Genomic DNA, 24,453 nt, shown 5'->3' with positions numbered 1-24,453 from the left:
TGATAATTTCGGACGTTTATCGGCTTTGATTGACTTTCCTTCCAAATTTCTAAGCATGCCCAATTGTAGGATGGAAAACTTGGGTTCTATGGAGCCGATTTCAATCAAACATTATCAGTTCTTTTTTGATCTTTCTCAGGATGGTTTAGCGATTCATTCTGAAGGAAAAATTTTAAGAGCAAACGATACATTGATTCGGATGCTTGGTTATGATTCTATCGAAGAAGTGATCGGAAAACCTGTTCTTCAATTTGTTCATCCAAGATCTCAAAGTGTTGTAAAAGAAAGAATTCAGAAAATGAGCCAAGAGGGCATGGTAGTCGGGGCCATTGAAGAAGAATTCATTCGAAAGGACGGCTCTACTTTATTTGTAGAAGTGACCGCCACTGCTTTTTTTGAAAACGAAGTTCAGTATTTTCAAGTAGTAGTCAAAAATATCAATTTTAGAAAACGAATGGAACTAGAGCTAGAAAGGCTTCGTTCTAAACTCAAAATTACTCAGGAAAGACTTCTTGGGGTAATTGAAGGTACCAAGGACGCTATCTGTGCCGTTGATATTCATTTTAGAGTGATCGCTTTTAATTCTTCCTTTGAACTTAGTTTTTGGAAACTCTATGGTAAAAAAATAGAGGAAGGAAATTTACTTCCAGAACTCATTTTGGATCCTGTGGAACGGAGTGTGGTTATCGAAAACTGGAGTCGCGCACTTCGAGGAGAAGTATATACTACCGAAAGAACCATGCAAGGTTTAGTGCAAGATTCGGCTATATTCGAAATTAGTTATAGTTCTATTCGAGATTCTTCTCATAATCTGATTGGTGCGACTCAGATCATTCGGGATATTACGGAAAGAAAACACGGCGAAGAAAAACTGAAAAAAACTTTAGAAGAAAAAGAAGTGATGTTAAAAGAGATTCATCACAGGGTAAAGAACAATCTACAAGTGGTGACTAGTCTTTTGAGTTTACAATCGGAACACTACGGGAACGAAAGAATTTCTCATATTCTTAAGGAATGTGGACGTAGAATTCAATCTATGGCTTTGATCCATAAAGAATTGTATCAATCCGAGAATATTACAAAAATCGATTTTTATGATTATCTAAATACTTTGTTAGTAAGCCTTCTTCATTCTTTTGGAAAAGAAAAAAAAGTAGAGTTTAAAATTTCTTCCAAACCAAATTTTGTTTCTATCGAAACAGCGATTCCATTGGGATTGATTGTCAATGAACTTGCTACCAATTCTTTAAAATACGCTTTTTCTAACGGAAAGGACGGAATGATTTCGGTACATCTTAGATTGGACGTGTTGGAATCAATATTGGAAGTTGAAGACAACGGAATCGGTATGCCGGAAGAATTCGATTTGGATAAATCAGAATCTTTGGGTTTGAAACTTGTAGGAATTCTTGCAAGACAATTGAGAGGTAAGTTCATTCTTCTTCCTTCTGGAAAAGAAAAAGGAACTAAATTTCAAGTTATATTCAAAAGTTAAAAACACTTGTCCTTATACTTTGAAACTTGAATTATCCATCTTATGAATTTAATTTCCGTCGATAAGATTTCCAAAGAAATCGGTTCTAAGGTTTTGCTTAATCAAATCAGTTTTGGAATCAACGAAGGGGAAAAAATAGGAATTTTAGGAATTAACGGTTCCGGTAAGACTACCCTTTTGAAAATGCTTGCAGGGATAGAAGTTCCTGATAACGGACAGATCTTAAGAAATAAAATTTTAAAGATTGCAGTTTTGTCTCAGTCACCTTCCTTCGATTCGAATCATACTATCTTAGAACATATTTTTTCCGGTCAAAGTCCTATTTTAAAAACGATTCGTTCTTACGAGTCAATTTGTGAACGTTTAGGTTCAGGCGATTCTGAAGTTGAAAAAGAATACAATCGTTTGATGCAGGAAATGGACAGACTTGGAGCATGGGAACTAGAGTCTTGGTTTCGGTCTATTTTAAAAGAATTAGAGATTCTAGATCTTAACGTAAAGATGGGCTCTTTGTCTGGTGGAATGCTTAAAAAAGTTGTTTTGGTTCAAACGCTCATTGAAGAATCCAATCTTCTTGTGTTAGACGAACCAACCAATCATTTGGACGTGGAAACGATTCTTTGGCTTCAAGATTATCTAGTTGAAACTAAAAAAGCGATTCTACTGGTTACTCATGATCGTTATTTTTTGGAAGAAGTAACGGATCGTATCTTGGAGTTGGAAAGTGGAAATTTAAATTCGTTTCCGGGAAATTTTGGATTTTATTTAGAAAAAAAAGCAGAGGCTGAAGTAATCCGTGAAAAAACGGAACAGAAAGAAAAACAGTTTCTTAAAAAGGAATTAGAATGGCTTCGTAGACAACCGAAGGCGAGAGGAACCAAACAAAAAGGCAGAACCGACCGCGCTCTCGAAGTGTTAAATCGTAAAAAGTCAGGAAAAGAAATTGTTTTGGATTTTTCCGTTTCTGGTAAAAGGCTCGGAAAAAAGATTTTGGAACTGAAAAATGTTCGTAAATCGTATCATAAACCGATTATATATGGTTTTTCTTATACGTTTAAAAATGGGGAACGAATTGGAATTGTAGGACCGAATGGAGCTGGAAAGTCAACACTTCTGGATATGATCGTAGGACGGGAAAAACCTGATTCCGGAGACGTAAGTGTGGGAATGAATACGAATTTTGGTTATTTCGATCAAGTTTCCAAGGAACTTTCGGGTGATATGAGGGTGATCGAATATATCAAAAAGGAATGCGGGATGTCGATCAAAATGAACGACGATCGAGTTTTAAGCGCTGCGGATATGTTGGAACTATTCCTTTTTGATACTAGATTACAAGGCGGTTATATCAAAAATTTATCCGGTGGAGAAAAAAGAAGACTCTATCTCGTTTCAATTTTGATGACCAATCCTAACTTTTTGATTTTGGACGAACCGACAAACGATTTGGACATTAGAACACTTTCCGTTTTAGAAGAATTTTTAGCCGAGTTTGACGGTTGTGTTCTTGTGGTTTCTCATGATCGATATTTTATGGACCGGACAGTAGATTATCTTTTTACTTTTCAAGGAGAAGGAATTGTAGAAAAATTTCCAGGAAACTATTCCGAATATTTAGAATATACTAATTATCTAAATAAACAAAAAGAAAAAAAAGAATCGGAAATTAAACCCAAGGAAGCAGATTCTTCTAAAAATAAAAAAGGAATGAGTTTTCAACAGAAAAAAGAACTAGAAGTTTTGGAGTCCGAAATTTCATTGTTGGAAAAAGAAGAACGTAGTCTTACGGATATTCTGCAATCTGGAGCGACAAAACCGGAAGAGTTAGCCAATGTCGGAAATCGTCTAACTGAAATTCATTCTGCACTATCTTTGAAGTTAGATCGTTGGGAAGAACTTCAAAATCTTATGTAGGGTTTGTTCCAAAACCTCAAAGAATTTTATGCGATAATTCTTTAGAAATTTTTAATAAAATGCAGTAGTTCCTACAATTAGGCCGAATTTGGCAATTTGTGAACTTTCGAGCGGTTCTAATCTCGTTCAATTTTCGTAATAGTTCCCACTTGGACGGTTTTGGGACAAGCTTTTAATGTAAGGATTCGTTTTATAAAAACCTGATTTTTCCGTAAAAAATAAATGTGGAACTCCCTGGCTCGAATCACAAAAAATGAATGTTTAAAAATTTATTATGCGACTTAATCTGTGGGAACTCTCACAAATCTATATTTTACAATAAAACTTTGAAATATGGGAAATCTAATGTTTGTAGCCTTTAAAAATTAGGATCAATCATTTCCATAAATGAATGTAGGAACTACTATTTTTAGAAAAATTTTCTTACACCGAATTTATGTTAATATAGAACACGATCTGTCGAGCGCCCGACGCTGAGTTACTTCGAGCGCCTAAAAAGTGACTTAGAAAACTCAGCGAATGCCTTTCTAAGATTGGTATTCAGAGAGTGGTACGTTGAGTTTGAAAGAGTGTTCTGCTGATTTCCCCGCATCGATTCCTTTTGATTTATCCACATTAGATTAGAATATTTTGTTTTACTGAAATTATAGAAAAATTTTTATACCGAATTCAAATGAATTTGGAAAAAAGTTCCCCGAAGGACGTTCCGCTTGGATGGATTCTAATTTTCTTGTTTTAAAAAATGGAATTACTTTTCCTTCGGAAGTAGACGTCTCGGAATTTGCAGATCCGACTAAAGCGGCATCGATTATATTTAGCAGATACAATACCGCTATAATTTCTAAAGAAAGATTGAGCTGGTTGTAAAGTGAAGATGAATTTGAATAATCGGATTGGCCCTGTATATAGTTATAGGCCGCAAACGAGGTAAGAGCAGGGTCGTTCATCAAAAAGAAAGTTTGGTTTAAGGTTTTACTCTGATTTAGGGCGGATAAACTAGAATTGTATGCCGAAAAACGTTCTGCGGAAAAAGCGATCGCTCCTAAAATTAAAATTGGAAAAATCCAACGTTTGTATTTCTTATCTTGGTTGTATTGTCCCCAACCGGGCAAAACAGAAGATTGAATTGCAGGACCCCATTGAATTCCCGAAGATGTAACTTGATTTTCCTGTTCACTTCGTTTCGTAATTTGTGCGAGTTCTTCCTCGGAATCAGCAAGAATTAAAAAACCTTTTTTAGCGGTTTTTTTATTTCTAGGATTTTCCAGAGAAAGTGTATAACTTCCGTTTTTGAGATTTAGATTTTCGATTTTGAGTTTGATTTCTTTAGAATTAACAAACTCGAAATCCGGTTTGATTGTTTCACCCGAAGGTAAAAGGAGAGTAACATTCATCGCTTCCGTGAAGTTATCTCCTTTGACGGTTAAGTGAGATCCTAGTTTTTCTTTTAAAAGTTTAGCACTAGAATCCGGATTGATAAACGGTGCTCTAGAAAGGATTACTTCAAAGGAAATCCAATCGGTAAACACGGAAACCCTTCCAAATTTATTGAGAACGCCTATCCTATGTTCATAAACTCCAGGAGGTAAATTTACTTCGAAACGAGTAGACTTTGTTTTTTCTCTGGTGATTCTTCCGCCGGAATCCTTGATTTCAACCAAGTAACCTCCTGCTTCAGGAACTGGTTTCCATTCTAAATAGTCTTCTCCAAAAATAGAAAAAGAAGAAATTAAAAATAGTATAAAAGATAAAAGAATTTTATTCCACATAAATTTCCTTTGGCGAAAGAACTTCCGGAGGTCGAATCGTTTTGTTCAATTTAATTTCGAAATTTCTAGAAACTGGAATCGTAAATTTTTGAATTCCTGTTTTGTCTTTGTATTTGGCGGAAAGTCTCCAAGTAAATTTACCTTCTTCTAATATTCCAAAATCTTTAAACGAGTAAGAGTCCCCTTTGATTTCTTTTTTAAAAATCGATTTATTTTTTCCCGCTTTTTTTTCTAAAATTTCCAAGATTACCGATTCCGTATTTCCTTCTGTTTCCCAGCGAAAATCGATACTTTCTCGATTGGAAATATCGATAGTTTCTTCGGTTGCAGGACTACTTTGACTTAAGAAAGGAGTACTGTCAGAAGTTTTGAACTTTTGAGTTTTACTCGATATTAAATTTTCGCCATTGGAACCTAAAAGAGACACCTTCCAAAAATATTCTCCTGCGGAAGGAATAGAAACGGTTCCGAAAGAAGAGCGAAAATTTTCACGAATCACTTCTCCCGAAAATTCTGAATTTTTAGAAACCTCTAACTTATATACCCCTGAAGGTTCTGGTCTCTGCCAGCGGAATGTTAATTTATGGTTGGCGGGATGTCCTAATTCTTGTTCGTTTGCGGGAAATAAAAGTTCTAAATTTTCTAAAGATTGAACTTTAAATTGTCTTACGGTTGTAAAAATAGGGTCTCCTTCTTTGAGTGTTCCTTTGACTCTCCAGAAATATGTTCCCGCGTTTGAGATTGGAGAAGAAATCAAAGAAGACGAGTTGGTTTTTTTGTTAAATAGAATATTTTTAAATTCTGAGTCGTTTGCGATTTCAAGGGTGTATTCGGAAAAGTCCGCCGAACCTGACCATACGAACAAGTTTCCTTCTTTCGAAAATTTTCGAAGAGAAATTTCTTCTTGGTCAGAAGGTTTTTTCAAAACGGGAGGCTCCGGTTTTTCCAACTTTCTTACGTTAAACGAAACTGGATCGGATGGAATTGCTTTTAAATCGTTCAAGGAAGGTTTTGGAGTTACTCTCGCGAAATACTTTCCTTCCTTTGTCTTGTCCCAGCGATAAAGAGTCCCTTGAACTTCTTGATTGATTAGAATTTCCTTAAATTCCTTATCTTTGGCTAATTCAAAAGTATAATTGTTCGTAAAATCTACTGGCGTCCATTGAAAAACTATACTTGGAACGTTGGATGTGAATTTAAATTCCTCCGATTTTGCCGGAGTAAAAAGAGAAGATTTCAATTCTCCTAATACAATAAGAGAACGGGTTTCACTGAATTCCGGAGTTCCGGTTCCTGGATTGATTGCGGTAACTCTCCAATAGTGTGTTCCTTTTTCCAAAGATCTATTTAAAGAGGTTCCGTTTGATTTAGTACGGATCACATTTTTGGAAAAGCTAGGATGATTCGAAATTTCTAATGTATATTCCTTTGCGCTTTCTGCTTTGTTCCAACTAAACGAAATCGGAAACGAGTTAGAAGAAGTTTGAAAAAATTTTCTTTCTGTGGGGGAATTTAGAGAAATTGATAAAGAACGAATTTCGGACTTACCATTTTTAAGTTCGATTGCTTGGTTGTTGCTTACGTTTGATTCTTGATTTCCGGATTTGACTTTTGCGTTTCCTTTAGAAACTTCAAGATTGAGTGCCTGATCCTCTGTTTTGGAAAGTTTCAGATCTCCTTTTCCAACTTCCACGGTAGTTTCGCCGCTTTTAATCTGAAGTTCAGTGCCACTCTCTTTATTCGCCGAGACGGAACCGTATGCAAAATCGATCGATAGATTTTTATCCGAAAAGTCTAAGAAAATCATACTTTTTTGATCGAGTTTAATTTCAGTTCCGTCGTTTAGAACCAAAACGGCTTCGGCTCCGTCGTCCGTTCGGACGGTATCCCTGTTTCTGACTTTCATCTCGGTTTCGATCTCTTCCCAAAGAACTTCAGAGTCGTATTTTCTCTGAGCTTTTCTGTTTTTGAAAATGATTTTTCCGATTTCTGGATTACTACCTTTTTTATGTCCGGAAGTTATATGAAAGTATAATAATATACTAAAAAATAAAATAAGTCCCGTAAGAACAGTGACTACGTATTTTTCTTCAGTCAAGTATTTCATACTTAACTTCTTTTTCGGAATCGGAACCTTTTTTAGGTGGTTCCCAAACGATTCCTACTCTTTCTCTCAGTTCTTCTAAACTTTTAGGACAGTTCGGATCGTCTTTTCTGCCCAAAACCGCATAGATTACTTGCGGTTCTTCTTTTCCTTTTACTTTGATCGATTGCATCTTTTCTACGTTGAAGATTTCTGAGACGTGATCCAAGAGGTCTTGTGTGATCAAAATGTCTGTCCCAAAAGGTTTGTTTAGAGCTTCTACTCTGGACGCGAGATTTACAGCGTCTCCAATCACTGTATACTCCAATCTTTGTTCGGAGCCGATTTGCCCGGCGATGACCGGACCGAAATTAAGACCACAACCGATTTGGATAATTGGTTTTTTTTCACCACCTCTGCCCTGGTTGAATTTTATGAGCGCTTCTCTCATCATCAAGGCTCCATTGACTGCGTTTTCGGCGTCTCTATCTGAAGTTTTAGCAGCTCCCCAAGTAGCCATGATTGCGTCTCCGATAAATTTGTCGACGATCCCGTGAGTTTCGTTGACGCAGTGGACCATTTCGGTCATGTACTCGTTTAAAAATTCCACAACTTCTTCCGGTTGTAGTTTTTCGGAAATGGAAGTAAAACTTCGAATATCGGAAAAGAAAATGGCGCACATCTTTCTTTCCCCTCCGAGAGTGAGTTCGTGTTTTAAGACCATTTCGGCAATTTCTTTGTTCACAAATCTTCCTAAAGCGTCTTTTACTTTTTCCCTTTCTTCCAAACCTTTACTCATGTCCACAAAGTAATCTGTAAGAAGACCTACTTCATCGTTTGTGATGGAACTAATTTTAATTTTGAAATTACCTTGTGCGATTTCAGTTGTAGCTCGTAATAAATTTAACACCGGTTTGGTGATTGTTTTTGCAAAAAAGAAAACTATGATAAGTGCTAAACACAGAGCGATTCCCATGATCAGAAGATTCGTTTTTTGAATCTTATAGACTGCTTCAAAAGCTTTGTTTTCTGGAACGATAGAAACTACCGCAGCTCCCCCAAAACCTAATTTTTGATAAGAACCAAACCAGGCGTTACCATCCTTATCTTTGTATTCGATTTGTTTGGTATTCTCAGAACTTTTGACCATGGATTCTACGATCGGAAGATTCATAAAATTTGTATTCGATTGTAGAAGTTTAGGGTCTGAATGAGCGATCAAATCTCCTTCTCCGTTGACTAGAAAGATCTCGGAAATATCTTGTTTTTGGAATGCGTTTAGAAATTTTTCCAATCGAAGAATCAAAACTAAAATCTTAGAATTGGAACCGGAAGAGGGAATTGCGATGGCAAGGATCGGTTCTTTAAACTCAGCACTTAGATTTTCCATTCTTCCGCCGGTAAGAACGGATTTTTGAATCAGTCCCGGTCTATTTCTCACGAGATCTGAAATTTCTTTCGAAGAAACCTTGAGTTCGCTTAAATAAGGTTCGTTGAAGAACTCATTGACCATGGTCGGAATGTTTCCTTCCATTTGGAAAAGACCCGCATAGATAAAGTCAGGATCATTTTGAAAGAAAATATCTGCAAATGAAATTCCCTGTTTTCCTTGAACTAAAGCGCCTACCATTTGTTTGCCATTAGTGAGAATTTCTTTGATGTCGGTTTTAATTTTTAATCCTAGAATATTCACTAAATTTAAATTGTTTTGAAGAACTCTGACTTCGGAATCGTCCCGAAATGCAGAAGACGCAAAGAAAATGATCGTGGAAACCGTAAACGTCATCAAAATGGAAATAACCGCCATCAATTTGATTTGAAGCGGAAACTTTGATTTTACTTGGGAAGTAGAAAGCTCTTGAGTAGTTGCAGACGAAGGTGAATTCGTTTTTGTTTCGTCTAACGTGTTTTTATCTATTTTAGAAGAAGTAGAAATAGGCTCTGTATTTGAAATCGATTCCGTTTGTGGTTTTAATTGAATTTCTTGTGCTGGTTTGTTTTCAGTTTGAATCGATTCAATCTGGGGCGTTAAAATGTTTTCAGAAGTTTGTGAGTTTGTAGAAAGAATTTCTGTTTCTGTAGTAGAAAGTTCTAATTTAGATTCGGAAGATAAAGATACATGATTCGATTCTGAAGAAGGGGTAGTTGTTGGTTCTTCTGATTCTCCGGAAACTGAAAACTCTTTTAGTTTTTGAGTATCTTCTAAATGATCGATTTCGATTGCGTCGATAGGAAAAGATTGAAAAGATGAGGGGGACTTTTTGTTTTCTTCTTCTGAATATGGAACCGCTTTGATTTGAGTCAGGTTTTCTGCTCCTGGTTCGTATTTAATTTTATATTTCAGAGTGGAAGGACGTTTACTTTCCCGAGCGATATGAATTGATACAGAAAATTCACCAGGTGGAATTTCTGGAATAGAATGAAGAGATTTGTGTCTAGAAATGTATTTTCGAAATGAGGCTTGGTCTGGTTCTGAATAAGAATAACCCAAATGAGAAATTTGATTTTGTAATTCTGAGTCACTTAGAGAAGGGGAACTAGCTAATAAAAGTTTAGAAAGAAGTAAAGGAAATCTAGTTTCACAATCGGATGCAATTAAAAATAATATATTTCCTCTTTTTAAGAATTTTTGAATCTGTAAAAAGGAACTGTAAACAGAATCATTTGTTTCTGGACCAGGAGGTATGAGTAGCGAAAGAACGTTTACAGAAGTAGGAATCGAATCGGGCGCATTGGAATCGATCTTGCTAGAAACAAAACAAACCGTTCCGATTTCTTTTTTGGAAATTTCTTCGGAAAGATCGTTTGAAAAGTTCGTATAGGAGTCGGAAATGAAAATGAGGGCTCCAGAAGTTCCGAAGGGAAGATAACGACGATGAATTTCTAGCATAAATGAAGACTCTTAAAATCCAAAAAAAAATATTTACTTCAAGTGGAATATTCTATTTTGTTTTCGGAATTCCTTTAAAATAGTATAATTACTTAATTCCAGCGTTTTTGTTCGTTTTTTGTAAGAAATCGCTTTCTATCGTACTCTAGTATCGGAAAATGGAAATAAATTCTTAAAATAGAGGAGTTAAAGAGGAGAGAATGCCGACTGCGATATTTAAAACAAATTTTGGAAACTTTTCGGTTTATTTGGATGAGGAAAAGGCTCCCATTACCGCGGGTAATTTTATCAAATTGGCTAAAGATGGATTTTACAATGGACTTACATTCCATCGAGTTATCAAAAATTTTATGATTCAGGGAGGTTGTCCTGTTGGAAATGGAACGGGTGGGCCTGGTTATAAAATCCAAGATGAGTTTCATAAGGATCTGAAGAACGAAAAATTTACCCTTTCGATGGCAAATGCAGGACCGAACACGGGCGGATCTCAATTTTTTATCAATGTAAGAGATAATTTTTACTTAGATAATAGACACGCTGTCTTTGGAAGGGTTACGGAAGGAATGGATATAGTAGAAACGATTTCGGAAACGGAAACAGGATTTCAAGACAAACCTACAAAATCAGTGATTATAGAAACAATTACGGTTTCTCCTTGAACTTAGATCTCCACTTAATTTTTCTTTGAAGGATCTTAGAGTGTTGTTTAGAACAGAATGTCTTAGAATTTTGTTTCTAAAACCTGGATTTGTCTCTAATACATGATACCACTTATTTCTATAGGGATCAGTGATAAGAAAAATTGAAAGGAAGATCGATAGAAGTAGTAGTTCCCACAGATTCCGTCGTTTGAGGCATGAATGGATTTTTTGTCTTTAAAATTGTGTATGAGTTCCTACATGTTCAAAATTTATCTGTAAAATTTGAATTTATGTTCGTTCCCACAAATTAAGTTACATTATGAATTTTTAAACATTTATTTTTCGTAATGGGAGTTCCCACATTTGATTTTCAGGGAAAAATAAGGCTTATAAAATGAAAAATTACTTCCATTCAACTTAGAACTTGTCCCAAAACCGCCCAATGTGGGAACTATTACGAAAATTTAACGATATTAGAGCTACTCGAAAATTTATAAATTGCCAAATACAATCTAATTTGTAGGAACTACTGCATTTTATTAAAAATTTTTAAAAAACTATCGTGTAAAACCTTTGAGGTTTGGAACAAACTCTTAAGCTAAATTGATTAGTTAATAATAGTACTCTATATAAAATTCAATTCCTGTATGAAATTACCGTTTGGCAACCATTACAAAAGTTAAACGTAGGAATGGGCTTCAAAAAATATAAACTCTGGAAGGGCTATAAATTGTAAGAACTTCTGTATTTTCGTAAAAATTTACGTTCATTTTTGATATTCTTTTCATGAGTTTTTAGAACATAAGAATTCCCTTTTTATAAAAAATTAAAATAAACTTATATTAATGTGGATTCAGTATAACACGAAAGGATCGATGCGAGGGATCTTTGCAGAACGCTCTTTCAAACTTAGAATCTCACTTTATGGGCGCTCGAAATAACTCAAGGTTTCGCTTCCTAGACTCAACACCGATCCTTTGAGTTTTCCAGGGCGCGTTTGAACTCAGTAAAACACTTTTTCTGAACTCAACTCTTGCTCCCGACGGGTGACGAGTCGGAGATAGGTCGCGTTCTATATTGAAACTAAAGACGATGATTGTATAATGTTTTGTGTATACAATTTATTGACCAGAGCTGAGAGCCCAGTCCAGTTTGCCACAGGCAAACTAGATTCGCCAGATTTTCTTACGTCGAATTCACGTTATATTATTAATCTCTATAAAGAATTTGCCCCAAAACTTGGATGAATCACTTTTGAATCTTCAATCCAATGTGGTAGTTCCCACAGAAACCGCGTATTGTGTGATTTACAGTTTTTTAACATTCTTTTATTATTATAGTCTCTGTATGAGTTCCTACATTTTTGTGAAACTAAAGAGTCTTACTCCCTGAACTCAACAAAACACTATTTCAATATAAAAGATTGGGTATTTTACTATATAGTTCTGAGTAGTTGCTAAGAGATAATTGTGATATGTAAGAATTTTTGAAATTCAAACGTCTCGTTTTGTCATGACTTACCAGTATTTTTAAGAACAAAATGTTGAAATGGGACAAAAGCATTTGCTGAAAATGGAAAATAAGTGAGCTATGGAATAAGGAAAATTAAAGGAATATAAATTCGAAAAAAAGAATATTCTGAAATTCGTAAAAAAATAAAACCAAAATTGACATTTTTATTGAGATAACTACTTTTTTTACGATAATAAAAGTAAGCTAAAAAATTTAGATAAATATTATTCTACTGAAATTTAAAGAGTTCATTTTTGAGAATCTTATATGAGACTTTTTCAAGGTATACTGAGGATCATTGGAAATGATTGAATGCCAAGTTTTGTCTCATTTAAGGACCCCAGTCGCTATTTTAGATTTGAATTTGCGTATTATAAAATGCAATTGCTCTTTTGTAAAAGTTTGCTTTTCTTCTGGAACTCGAGAGCTAATAAATCAAAGATTAGATCAAATACTCTCCTTTCAAAATTCATCTTTATTAGAAAGATTTAGGAATTGTGAATTCAATCGAACGATCTTTTTTGAAGAACAACTTTTGAACCCTTTTAAAGAAAAAGTAAATTTTCAAGGTTCTATGACTAAACAAAAATCTGAGGAAAGTGAGTTTCTTTTTTTAGAAATCTCGGATTTAAAAATTAAAGCAAAGGAAATGGAAATTGCTGCTGTTGTTTCCAGGATGTACCATGATTTGCAAGAACCAATACGAAATCAGAATACTTTTTTAAATCTTTTATACGAAAAATATTCAAATTCTCTAAATGAAAAAGGTAAAGAGTTTTTGCGGTTTAGTATTCAATCTTCCCAGCGTCTTTGGGAGCGGATCAATGGCTTACTTCTATTTTTAAAAATTGAAAAGGAAAGAAATATATTTAAAACTGTTTCTCTTCAAAAAATTTTAGAAGAAAGTATTACACTTCTTCATGAAAATCTAATAAATACCAATATACATATTGAAGTCAAAGGGGAATTTCCAGATATTTTAGGAAGTAGACCTCTCCTCAAAGAACTTTTTTTAAATCTAATTACAAATTCTATTCGGTTCAGAAATAAAAATGTGGCTTGTAAAGTTTGTATTTCTTACGACTCAAAACCTCAGTTTCACCTAATTCATGTTATAGACAACGGAATAGGTGTTTATTCTTTGGAAAAAAATTATTTCATAGATTTATTTAGAACGTTTCATTCATCGGAAGAACTTTCCGGGGCTGGAACGGGACTTTTTTTTTGCAAAAAGATTGCGGAACTTCACGGAGGAAATCTGGAAATAGAAACCGATCGTACTTCCGGTTTTGGTGTAATCATACGTTTTCCCAGAGAATTTATTTTAGAACGATGAATATGTAGAGAGTTTCATTCTTATGTTTAAAGATACTTTTTCAGTTCTTTTGATCGAGGATTCAAATGCGGATTACAGATTGATTCAGGAATATCTGGGTGAATCTCAAAGTCCTTCTTTTCAAATCAGTCGTAGCACTGATTTTTCTGCCGGGCTTAGTTTTATCACTAATGAAAGTCCTGATTTAGTGATGTTGGATCTTTCTCTTCCAGATCGAACCGGTTTAGAAGCGTTATCCGAAATTAAAAGAAAGTTCCCTCAAATTCCTGTTATCATTTGTAGTGGAGCGGAAGACAAAGATATTACCGTAAATGCTCTTCAGATAGGAGCCCAGGATTACGTTTATAAGGGTAAGTTCGACTCTTATTCTTTAAGTCGTTCTCTCGTTTTTGCTTACGAAAGAAATCGTTTAGCTTTGGAACTTGAAAAGAAAAGTGTTTTTGAACAAGAAAGTGAAGAAAGGTATCGTTTATTTTTTCAATACAATCCTCATCCTGCTTTTTTATTTGAACATGATTCTTTGGAAATTTTAGAAATAAATCGAGCCGTTCTTGAAAAATACGGTTATGAAGAGAAGGATTTGATTGGTAAATCGATTCTACAGATTTTTGAACTGTCTGATTTCGATAAAGTAAAACAGGAAATTATTTTTTTTCAGTTTGGGGCCAATCAAGCTTCCTCGTTTGTCCACAAAAAAAAGAACGGAGAAAAATTGATCGCGGATACTACCGTTTATAAGTTTCGTTATCAAAATCAAATTTTGGATTTAGCGGTTGTTACAGATATTACCGAGATGGTTCGAAATAGAGAATCGATTCTTGCTACTCTTGCAGAAAAAGATGCTTTGATTCAGGAAATTCATCATAGAGTCAAAAACAACATGCAGATCATGATTTCTCTTTTAAATCTACAAGCGGACAACGCTATGTCTAGAAATCTCACTGCAAAAGAACTTTATAATTTATTAAAAGATACTGAAAGCAGGGTTTTTTCTATGTCCTTGGTTCATAATGAACTTTATAAATCCAACGATCTTTCTCATGTGGATTTTCATAGTTATTTGAATATGCTTTTAGAAAATCTTTGGAATTTATACGGAGTAGGTTTAAAAATTAAACATTTGGTAGAAGCCCAAGGTTTGGTCTTAAGCATGAACATCGCAATTTCACTTGGGCTCATCGTTTGTGAGCTAGTCACAAATGCTATCAAACACGCGTTTCCAGACGGTTACGAAGGGCTTTTAAAAATTTTCGCTCGTTGTGAATTGGGAAGTACGATCGTAACCATTGAAGATAATGGAAAAGGAATTCCGAAAGAAATGATAAGTAAAAATCATGAAACCCTTGGATTACAACTTGTTAATATTCTTACAAAGCAAATCCAGGGTAAGTTACATCTTGAGGTTTTGGATCCAGGAACTAAATTTGAAATCCGATTTCCGGAACAAAAAGGAACGGTTCAAAGAAAACTATAAATTTCGAAATAGTTATCAATTATAGGAATTTAGGATCTATTACTGCTTGAACACATGAAAATGTTACCCGAAATTAACTATCGATTTTACAAAAATACGGAAGTCCTCAAAAATTGCGTCTAATCCGGTATTGTTGGCCGTTTTTAAAAGAGTTGTATATTCTAACTTTTGAAACTAAGTGCAAAATTGTATTCTTTTTATGTATCCGAGTAGTAAGTCTCATTTTTATGCGACTAATAAATGAGGCAATTTTACTAAGAACTTGTCCCAAAACCTTAAAGAATTTACATGATAGTTCTTTAGAAATTTTTAATAAAACACAATGGTTCCTACAAAAACCGTCACATTTGGTAATTTGCGAACTTTCAAGCAATTCTAATATTGTTAAATTTTTGTGTGAGTTCCCACATCTTGAGGTTTTGGGACAAGTTCTAATGAATTCTATCAAATTGAGCACCTAAATGTTTATTATAAAATACTGTTTTACCTAAGTTCAATGGAATTTAACGCGAAAGCGATTGAGGCGGAGTCGATTAAATTGTAACTAAAGGAGAATTATAGAATTACGTTTTTTTCATACAATTTATCGACTGGAGCTGAAAGCGCGGTCCGGCAAAGCCGGATTCGCCCCGATTCTCTTTCGTTGGATTCACAGGATTGAAGCGTAAACTATTGAATTGGGTTCTTTATTAACGTGAATTTGGGGCAATGAATTTATTTCTCTGAAAAAAGTTGAGATTTGAAATTTACAGATCGATTTTTAATCTGTGGGAACTACCACATGAAATTAATATGAAAAATCTGTTTTAAACTTCATTCAATACGGACCAATGCGACGTAATCTGTGGGAACTACTGCAAACTTAAATTTTACAGTTAAATCTTTAAAATGTAGGAACTATTACTTTTAGAAAATTCTTTTGCCCTGTTCGCGTTTTTTATTTAGTTCTGAATAATGAATTTCTAGGAAATGTAAAAAGGACAATCTTCCAACCCCAATTTTTGCATAAAATCGCTGTTTTGCGACCTTTACAAAAATGAAAAAGCTTTTTTATAGAAATTTCCTAATCTTTATAAAATTGAACACTATGGATTTTTATCTCAAAGTTTTGTTTTAATGCAAAACATTAGATAATTCTACTATATAAATTTACTAGGTAGTTCGTTTCAAAATCTAGATCCCGAGTTTAAATTAAGATCTAGATTTTGTTTAAAAATCGATTTGTTTATATTTTTTTTCCGCAACTTTTCATAGTAGGATCATAAGGATTTTGAATCTTATCCCCGGAAGCGATCCATTTCTTTTTTACCATAGGACAATAAAATACATGAAATCCAGTAGATTTATCTTTTTGAATATAGTCTTTAAGCGCTTCTGAAAGTTCGGAATAGGCTTCTAATTTGGTTTTTTCTTCCGATGCATTTTTGAGTTTTTCTGCCGCTTTGAGAGCAGGCGAGAGAGAAGAGTCTCTCGCCGTTTCCTGTTGTAATGAAGCGATCAGAGGTTCCACGATTACTTCTTTACCATTAAAAAAAGATTGGTGAATCCGATTTAATTCGGACAAAATTGCGGGTTTTGTGGGAAGAATCGATTTTGCCTCCGACAAGCCTACTAAAACAAATCCCAAAAAGTAAAATATTATAATTTTCTGTTTCATTCTATTTTTCCTGTTTATACTATTTTTTTGAGTTCCGAGATACATTCTTGACAACTGTCAGCGCAGTTTTTGCAGACTTCATGATGAGATTCGTGAACTCTACATTCCTTTTCACAAACTTCGCAGGCTTTGATACAAATTGCGGCTATTTCCTTTGCAAAAGTAGACTGAGAAGATCCTAGGCTTACGAATGCTTTGCAAAGAGTCAAAGTATCCTTTACTGTTTTGAGACAGTCAGCAAGCATCGTATCTCCCGTTGAGAGATTTTCTTCGCAATGGGAAAGGCAGATTTCGGAATTTAACGCGCATTTGGATGCTGTCTCTAGAATTTTTTTATCTATCTTTTGGTAAGATTTTTTTTCAGTTTTTTTTGAGGATTTATGATCTGTTCCTTTTGCCAAAAGTGAATCTGCTCCGGATGCAAATGCAAGTAGAGCTGCGGATTGTGTGAGTAATTCTTTTCTAGTTAACATATAATATTCCTTAATTTTAAAGTTGTAAAATGATTTTAAAAGAAGAGGGGGATCAGATCAATAGTCTGATGGAAGAAATGGATTGAACGACAAACTTTTGTGCGTTTGAATTTGGATCTTTCCACGTTTTTGGAAAATGAAAAATCAAAGATGCAAAATGAAAATAGTTCTGAAAAATTGTAAGAACAGAGAAATAACTTCTGTATAATTCTGGAGTTTTAGAATGTTCAGCAGAAAAAAGTAAATTGCAAGAGGAACAAGTAGAAGAAGTTTGATCATCCATTTTTTCGGATGAATGACAGTTTTTTTCAACTGTCTGTGTAGACTTATAAAATGTGGGACAGGAGTTTCCGGAAAGCATTACCGTAAAACAAATTAGAGCAGCGGTCAAACCGACCATACCTAAAAAAGCTGCGCAACGTTTTACTTTTGCTTTCATCTTGTTTCTTAGACTTAGGAAATCAAAGGATCAGGCAAGAAGTTTTTAAAAAATCGTTTGATTTCATGGATTATTAAAGGGACATTTGTATTCCTTTCTAGTCTGGCACCGCCCGTTGTAAAAAACCGAGGAGAAAATTTGAAATGGATTCCATTCTTATTTTAGACGATGCACAGGAGAACTGTATGTTGATGCAGGGCATCCTGAGAAAGTCCGGATACAAGAATACTTTTACAAGCCAGTCCCCTGACGAGGTCATTGGTTGGTTGAATTTAAAAAATCAAGAACCTCCTCAAAAAGAATGTTCTTTGATTCTTTTAGATATTTTACTTCCAGGAATTACAGGACTTGAAATCCTGAAATTGATCCGTGAAAAGGAGGAATTGAAAGATATTCCTGTGATTATGATCACGGCTCTAAAAGAATCGGATGTTTTGCAAAAGGCCTTCGATTCTGGTGCAATCGATTACGTAGTAAAACCGTTTGACGCGATCGAACTTTTGGCAAGAGTTCGTTCGGCTCTTCGACTTTTTGAAGAAATGACTCGAAGAAAGGAAAGAGAAAAGGAGTTGGAAAACCTGACCGATCAACTTCAAGAAGTCAACGCCTATCTAGTTGCCATTTCAAGGACGGATTCTCTGACGGGACTTTACAATCGTAGATACTTTGATGAGATTTTATCTACAGAATGGAAACGTTGCTGGAGAACTGAAGCTAGTATTGCTCTCATTATGTTGGATATAGATCATTTTAAACTTTATAACGATACTTATGGTCATCAAGGTGGTGATCAATGTTTAAAACAAGTGGCTTCTGCGATTCGAGATTGTGCAAGAAGGGCGGGGGACGTGGCGGCGAGATATGGTGGAGAAGAATTTGCGATCATACTACCTGAAACGACCGAGTCGAATGCCGTTGTTGTAAGTCGAAATATTTTGGAAAATATAGAAAATCTGGGAATACCACATTCTGCGTCGAAGACTAATTCGATAGTAACTGTCAGTATTGGTATGGCTACCTTAAGCCCAAGTCCTGAAAATTCCATCACGGAGTTAATCGAACGTGCTGACAAGGCTCTTTATTTAGCAAAAGAGGAAGGTAGAAACTGTCTTCGATTTTATCCTCAAAATGATTGATTTTTTTAGTTATAGATTCATCCTCAAGTTAAGAGTTTGCCTCAAAACTTTAAAAAAATAAAATATGCAGAATTACTTATTTTCTTTTTTTATGTGAATGCGACATGAGAAAATTTTGACGAATAAAAAACTCAATTTTGTTCGTTATGAATCGTAGTATAATGCTACAATTGCTTTCGCATTGGTTATACTAAACTAACGTTTTTAAAAGAAAATTTTTGTCATTGAAAAAACTCGAGTCAAAAACCAAATAAATTGAAAGATCTGCGATTGAGTAGGAAAAAATTTTTAAAATGTAGTAATCAATAAAAATTGAATGTCGTTTACGTTGGTTCCTGTCGCATCCGTAAAAACCAAGGAATTGACCTGAGCTAACACTTCGTAAGAGTTATGCGTTTTTAGAGCCAAGTTTGCGTCTTTGTTTCTGTAAATTTTTTTCCAAGTGGTTCCATCTACGATTGCCCCTGCTGCGTCCGTAGGTCCGTCGCTTCCGTCTGTTGCGAGTGAGAATAAAGTGATTCCTTGACAACCAGAAATTCGTTTTGAGAAAGCAAGTGCTAATTCTTGGTTTCTTCCTCCTTTTCCGGAGCCGTCGTGAGTTACCGTGGTTTCTCCTCCACAGAGAATTAAAAGCGGAGAGTTTTTATTTTTCAGATTTTCTTTTGCAATTTCTCCTAAAAAGAAGCCAGCTTCTTTTGCTTCGCAATTTAAAGAAGAAGTAAGCAATAGAACTGGAATATTCAAATTTATGCATTCTTTCTGAACTGCGTCAAGTGCTTGGGTTATGTTTCCGATACAATGGACGGAATTTTTATTAGGATCGATTTTATATTCTGCTGAAAAGTTTTTAGATTTGATTTTCTGATTTGAGATTTTTATGGATTGTTCTGTTTTTTTGTGTAGTATAGTTTCGATTTTAGGATCTAAAGGTAGATTATATTGTTTGAATATTCTTAAAATAGAATTTTTTTCGATTTTAGAAGGAATCGTTGGTCCGGACGCTACTTTGGAAAGGTCGTCTCCAATTACGTCCGATAGGATTAAGGTGATCGATTTTGAAGGAAGAATTTTTGTAAGTAATCCACCACCTTTGATAGAGGATAAAAGAGTTCTTACCGAATTGATTTCTTGAATGTCTGCTCCACAGGAAATAAGTTTAGAATTCCAAACGATCAGATCTTCCAAATTTAGACCGGATTCAGGTACTTCCATTAAAGCGGAACCTCCTCCAGAAAGAAGTATTAAAACAATGTCGTCTTCTCGTAAATTGGAACAGAGTTCTAGGATTTTTTTTCCACCTAATATGCTGTTTGTATCTGGGATTGGATGTCCCGCTTCTAAAATTTCTAAAGGTGGAAATTTTTTTCCCGAAGTATATCCGTATTTTGTGAGAATAATTCCTCCGAAAATCTGAGATTGTAGGATTTCATAAGCGGCGTTAGCCATTTCTTCTGCTGCTTTTCCGATAGAAAGTAGTAGAATTCTTCCCTTTGGTTTTTGTTCTAATAAAAACTTACGAACGGAAGGTCCGGGCAAAGAGTTTCGAATTGCAACTCCACCTAAATGAAATAAGATGGATTGAGTAGAATGAAGGTCTACTTTTTCGTTGTTTAAAAAAGAGAGACGTGGCATTGGATTCCAAAAACAAAAGATCCTTTTAAAAAAGAAACGTTTTTAGTTAAAATCGTCATGAAAGTTGGACGTCTTGTTTCGTGGATTTTAGAAAGTTATTTTATTCGGTTAATTAATAGAGTGTCTAAAATTCTACTTCTAAATGGAGATAGTTTAAAAGTTTGTACTGTCTCTATTACTAATTCTATAAAATTGAGTATCGTAAATTTTTATTAAGGTTGTTAAAAAATTAATCCGCCATCGATTTCCGTTGTATGGAAACTGTCGATTGAAGTAGTTTTGTTAAACTCCACTATAGAATTTTTCAACAATTCTATTATAATAAGTCTTGTTTTAGCGTAAAATCCTGGGTAATTTGCTGCATGTTTCAGTTCTAAGTATTATATAGGAACCAGTAAAAAACGTTTTTATCTCACAGTGAATTGTATTTATCCAACTTAAAAATGAAATACTAATTTTTATATAGAATTCTCGTTTCATAAATTTTATCCAATTCAAAATTCATTTTATAGAAATTCTTATAATTTATTTTGACAATAGATTTTGAAACTTCAAAGTAGTTTCTCACTAAACGCTTTTTGAAAGTCAGACTACTGAGAATTGCATAATAAGTTGTCGGAAATTTCGCTTCTAAGCGAAGATTTTTGCACTCAAATTTAAGGAATTTTATTATGCAAGTTTTCGGTAAATAACCGGGAGTTTTCATGTCAGAAATCAAAACCTCTTTTTTAAAAAACGGAGAAAGAGAATATAAATATCTAAGTTTAGGGAATGGTAAAAAACTTATTTTTTTCTTTCACGGATTTCCGGATGACGCCGGTTCTATGAAAGAACTAATGCAGATCTTTTCTAAAAAAGATTTTACGTGTATCGCTCCTTTTATGAGAGGATATTCTCCCGGTTCCAGTGTTCCTTTTTCTGGTACTGTCAGTATCGCCGAATTGGCAGGAGATTTAAAATTTATCGTGGAATCTTTGAAGTCCGTGTACAATCCAGAAACTACCATTGTATTGGGGCACGATTGGGGAGCAATTGCGTCCTATGCGTTTTCTAATCTTTCGCCAGGAATAATAGATACATTAGTCGCACTTTCCGTTCCTCCCATTCCTACGTATTTAAAAAATTTACTCGTTTATCCTTCTCAAATCGTTCGAAGTTGGTATATTTTATTTTTTCAAATTAGGGCAGGAATTCCGGAAGCGGCATTGTTGAAAAATGATCTTTTACGTAGACTTTGGGAAGATTGGAGTCCTGGTTGGAAAATTCCCGAAGAACGGTTTAGAGAAGTTTTTGAAAATTTAAAAGTTCACGAAAATTTAATCACAGCGCTTGGTTATTATAGGGGTTTATTAACTCCTGGAAATTTTGCTCTTTGGAATTCGAGTAGGGAATTAGTATTTCATAAAATTTCAGTTCCGACTTTAATACTCGCCGGAGAAAAAGACGAATGTATTTCCACTTCGGTATATAAAGGTCTTGAATCGGAATTTTATTCTAGGGTTTCTTTCCAAGTAATTGACAAGGCGGGACATTTTTTACATTTAGAAGCGCCCGAACGGGTTGCAAAAGAAATATTTCGTTTTATTAAATTATAAAATTAGTATATTTTTTAATATGAATGTTTTTTATGTAGCTATTTGTAGTATATTAGAATTGTTGAAAAAAATTCATAGAGGCGGTTAATAAAATTGCTTCAATCGATTACTTTATGAGGCAGAAACAAGATGGAGAATTTATTTTTCAAAACTCTATTCTTCTTTTACTCAGAGTTATATAATAAAATACCTAATCCTTTAAACTTCGATAACGTAAATTTTGCGTAAGAAAGTTTGAGCGAATCCCATTTTGTTGAACCGGGCTCTCTGGTCTGGTTAATAAATCGTATACAGGAAACGTTATACAATAATCGTTTTTAGTTTCGGTATAGAACGCGATCTATAGAGAGCCATAACCAACCCCACAAGTTGAATAGGATTTTAGAATCAAAATGAACTCAACAGAACGGGCTTTCTATGGATCGCCGTTCTGGGCTTAAAAAGGCACATTTTTCAAGTGTTCCGATAAGAATGAGTCTTTTTACTTGCAAAAAGTATGTTTTTCTGATAGAGAAAAATTTTCCGAACCTTATCACCTCTACCCCCACCCAAAAATAGGGAAAACTCAACACAACACTCTCTATGAATCGCATTGTGGGGTGGGAACTAAGTTTTACAGAGGATTTGTCGTAACTCCGACAGATTTATATTGAGATCAAATATTTGTGGGGTTGGTTATGATAGAGAGCGTTCTACTGAATTCCTTCGCTTTCACATTAAATTATACCGAGCTTATGTTAATCGATTCTTTATCACAACACTTATGAGCACTTACTACTCAGGGACGCATAAAAATAGTACCAGAAAATAAATGGGCAATTTTACAAGGACACAGAAATTCTAGAAAAATTATTTCTTACTTAAAATCGCTGGCTTTTTTGTGTGAGATCCTACATTTTAAGTTTTGAAACAATCTGAATATAATATTATTTTCATGTGTCCGAGTAGTAACAGAGGTAAGGTTTTTAAGATAGAATTTAAATTATTTTTTATTACGAATAACAATTTGAGTCGTTTCTTTTTTGTAACTAAGGATGTAGTAAAAGTTAATGATAACTCTTTGTTCGAAAGTAGTAGTTCCTACATTTTCTAAGATTGATTGCGGTTCTTTGTTCGAAAGTAGTAGTTCCTACATTTTCTAAGATTGATTGCGGTTCTTTGTTTGAAAGTAGTAGTTCCCACATTTTCTAAGATTAATTGAAACCAAGCCAAATAAGAATCTATCTAATTCTAAAATAATGTGAGTTTGGCGTAGGAATCATGTTCATTTTTCTAAAAAAAATTGTGACCTTGGTTTCTAAAATGTGGGAACTACCACAAATCACGATTTTACGAACAAATGCGGGAACTCATACTTTTAGAAAATTCTTCCTTACGCCGAACTCACATTAAATAAAAGCTATTTCAAGAAAGGAAAGGGGCTATAAATTTGAAAATCGCGGATGAATTGAAAAAAACAAAGAATTGAATTGTTTGAATCATTGTTAAACCGAAATTTACCAAAGTATTTTGTTGTTGCATTGCACAACAAAATATGAGAAAATTTAATGGGACAGAATTCTATTCTTTTCTCTTTAAAAGTGGGTGCACAATGATCGAAAAAATAATCGAAGATTTCAAAGATTCAGTGAAGGAATCCGTAAAATCAGTTCGCATTCCTTTAGAAGTTCATAGTAAAACCGGAAATTATTCCGCGGAAATTGGCGGTTGGGAAGGTACTTCCATGAGCCTAAATTTAGAACGTTTTAATTTGGATTCTGTAGGGGAACCAGCCACTTTGGAAGTTAAAATTCCTTTTTGGAAAGATCCGATACTACTTCATGGGACTATCACGGAAAAGAAAATAGTTCGCTCTAGATCTCAAGATAGAATGACGGATAACGTGCTTTTATTTGAATCTGATGCGATCGGATTAGTTAAAAAATTCTTACCTAAATTTCCGCTAGATCTCAAAGAATGGAAACTTTTAGAATTTTCAAAAAAGGCAGTTTTACCTAGTTACTTTCCTAAAAATCTTAGAATGTGGGAACTCATATAACAACCTAATCATAAAATGCGTGTTAAAAAATTAGAATGACCTATAAGTAATCATAATCAACCCCACAAGTTGAATAGGATTTTAGAATCAAAATGAACTCAACAGAACGGGCTTTCTATGGATCGCCGTTCTGGGCTCAAAAAGGCACATTTTTCAAGTGTTCCGACAAGAATGAGTCTTTTTACTTGCAAAAAGTATGTTTTTCTGATAGAGAAAAATTTTCCGAACCTTACCGTCTCCACCCAAAAATAGGGAAAACTCAACACAACACTCTCTCCTATGTTTCTTGTGTCAAGCCCTCCCGTTATTTTTTTTACATAAGACCATATTGAGTTAATTTTCGATTTAATATATTTTCAGGCATAGAAT

General features: G+C 34.4%; 16 protein-coding genes. 8 read left to right on the top strand and 8 right to left on the bottom strand.

All coding sequences use genetic code 11. The annotated features are described in order from the left end of the window. The first annotated feature begins 70 nt into the window (after positions 1-70). The gene (locus BW942_RS15110; RefSeq protein WP_000429218.1) at positions 71-1,495 is read left to right on the top strand and encodes a sensor histidine kinase; all 1,425 of its coding nucleotides are present in this window, start codon (positions 71-73) and stop codon (positions 1,493-1,495) included. A gap of 42 nt (positions 1,496-1,537) precedes the next feature. Beyond that, positions 1,538-3,409 (top strand): ABC-F family ATP-binding cassette domain-containing protein, encoded by a 1,872-nt coding sequence (locus tag BW942_RS15105; RefSeq protein ID WP_001049205.1) that lies wholly within the window; start codon positions 1,538-1,540, stop codon positions 3,407-3,409. Positions 3,410-4,053: 644 nt separating this feature from the next. On the opposite strand, the gene BW942_RS15095 is transcribed toward BW942_RS15105, so the two are convergent. Genes BW942_RS15095 through BW942_RS15085 form a run of 3 tightly spaced genes read right to left on the bottom strand, consistent with a single transcriptional unit; the run spans position 4,054 to position 10,151 of the window. Further along, the gene (locus BW942_RS15095; protein ID WP_000267213.1) at positions 4,054-5,178 is read right to left on the bottom strand and encodes an LIC11435 family protein; all 1,125 of its coding nucleotides are present in this window, start codon (positions 5,176-5,178) and stop codon (positions 4,054-4,056) included. Continuing rightward, a complete protein-coding gene (locus BW942_RS15090; protein ID WP_000876417.1) occupies positions 5,168-7,285 on the bottom strand; it encodes a FecR family protein in 2,118 nt (705 codons plus the stop codon). Before BW942_RS15090 ends, BW942_RS15095 begins: the two co-directional genes overlap by 11 nt. Further along, a complete protein-coding gene (locus BW942_RS15085) occupies positions 7,269-10,151 on the bottom strand; it encodes an adenylate/guanylate cyclase domain-containing protein (protein ID WP_000889664.1) in 2,883 nt (960 codons plus the stop codon). The genes BW942_RS15090 and BW942_RS15085 overlap by 17 nt, the downstream gene beginning before the upstream one ends. A 200-nt stretch (positions 10,152-10,351) precedes the next feature. On the opposite strand from BW942_RS15085, the gene BW942_RS15080 reads away from it, so the two are divergent. From BW942_RS15080 to BW942_RS15065, 3 genes are all read left to right on the top strand, one after another. After that, positions 10,352-10,810: a peptidylprolyl isomerase gene (locus BW942_RS15080; protein ID WP_001141641.1), complete on the top strand. Its 459-nt coding sequence runs from the start codon at positions 10,352-10,354 to the stop codon at positions 10,808-10,810. Positions 10,811-12,608: 1,798 nt separating this feature from the next. Beyond that, a complete protein-coding gene (locus BW942_RS15070; RefSeq protein WP_000568675.1) occupies positions 12,609-13,640 on the top strand; it encodes a sensor histidine kinase in 1,032 nt (343 codons plus the stop codon). 22 nt (positions 13,641-13,662) lie between these two features. Next, positions 13,663-15,114, top strand: coding sequence for a sensor histidine kinase (locus tag BW942_RS15065; RefSeq protein ID WP_000471762.1), 1,452 nt, complete (start codon positions 13,663-13,665; stop codon positions 15,112-15,114). 1,225 nt (positions 15,115-16,339) lie between these two features. Here BW942_RS15065 and BW942_RS15060 read toward each other — a convergent pair. Genes BW942_RS15060 through BW942_RS15050 form a run of 3 tightly spaced genes read right to left on the bottom strand, consistent with a single transcriptional unit; the run spans position 16,340 to position 17,683 of the window. Further along, positions 16,340-16,771: an LIC13259 family plasminogen/vitronectin/complement-binding protein gene (locus BW942_RS15060; RefSeq protein ID WP_000810437.1), complete on the bottom strand. Its 432-nt coding sequence runs from the start codon at positions 16,769-16,771 to the stop codon at positions 16,340-16,342. 14 nt (positions 16,772-16,785) lie between these two features. After that, positions 16,786-17,244 carry a four-helix bundle copper-binding protein gene (locus tag BW942_RS15055; RefSeq protein ID WP_000957839.1) on the bottom strand — a complete coding sequence of 153 codons (459 nt, stop codon included), beginning with the start codon at positions 17,242-17,244 and terminating at the stop codon, positions 16,786-16,788. Positions 17,245-17,296: 52 nt separating this feature from the next. Continuing rightward, positions 17,297-17,683, bottom strand: a complete 387-nt coding sequence (locus tag BW942_RS15050) for a hypothetical protein (protein ID WP_000645036.1) — start codon at positions 17,681-17,683, stop codon at positions 17,297-17,299. 143 nt (positions 17,684-17,826) lie between these two features. On the opposite strand from BW942_RS15050, the gene BW942_RS15045 reads away from it, so the two are divergent. Beyond that, positions 17,827-18,819, top strand: coding sequence for a GGDEF domain-containing response regulator (locus BW942_RS15045; protein WP_000377275.1), 993 nt, complete (start codon positions 17,827-17,829; stop codon positions 18,817-18,819). Between the two features lie 288 nt (positions 18,820-19,107). On the opposite strand, the gene BW942_RS15040 is transcribed toward BW942_RS15045, so the two are convergent. Both BW942_RS15040 and BW942_RS15035 read right to left on the bottom strand, forming a co-directional pair. Then, positions 19,108-20,451 (bottom strand): glycerate kinase type-2 family protein, encoded by a 1,344-nt coding sequence (locus BW942_RS15040; RefSeq protein ID WP_001137734.1) that lies wholly within the window; start codon positions 20,449-20,451, stop codon positions 19,108-19,110. Between the two features lie 451 nt (positions 20,452-20,902). Next, complete coding sequence (locus BW942_RS15035; RefSeq protein ID WP_000856559.1) at positions 20,903-21,157, bottom strand: hypothetical protein; 255 nt, start codon at positions 21,155-21,157, stop codon at positions 20,903-20,905. Here BW942_RS15035 and BW942_RS15030 point away from each other — a divergent pair. Both BW942_RS15030 and BW942_RS15020 read left to right on the top strand, forming a co-directional pair. After that, complete coding sequence (locus BW942_RS15030) at positions 21,156-22,046, top strand: alpha/beta fold hydrolase (RefSeq protein WP_001289761.1); 891 nt, start codon at positions 21,156-21,158, stop codon at positions 22,044-22,046. The two genes, BW942_RS15035 and BW942_RS15030, sit on opposite strands and share 2 nt — an antisense overlap. Before the next feature lie 1,591 nt (positions 22,047-23,637). After that, a complete protein-coding gene (locus BW942_RS15020) occupies positions 23,638-24,084 on the top strand; it encodes a hypothetical protein (protein WP_000570492.1) in 447 nt (148 codons plus the stop codon). The last annotated feature ends 369 nt before the right edge of the window (positions 24,085-24,453 follow it).

The sequence above is a fragment of the Leptospira interrogans genome (assembly GCF_900156205.1).
Taxonomy (GTDB): domain Bacteria; phylum Spirochaetota; class Leptospiria; order Leptospirales; family Leptospiraceae; genus Leptospira; species Leptospira interrogans.
Note: the sequence above shows the minus strand (reverse complement) of the source record. Positions and strands in the feature narration are given on the sequence as shown.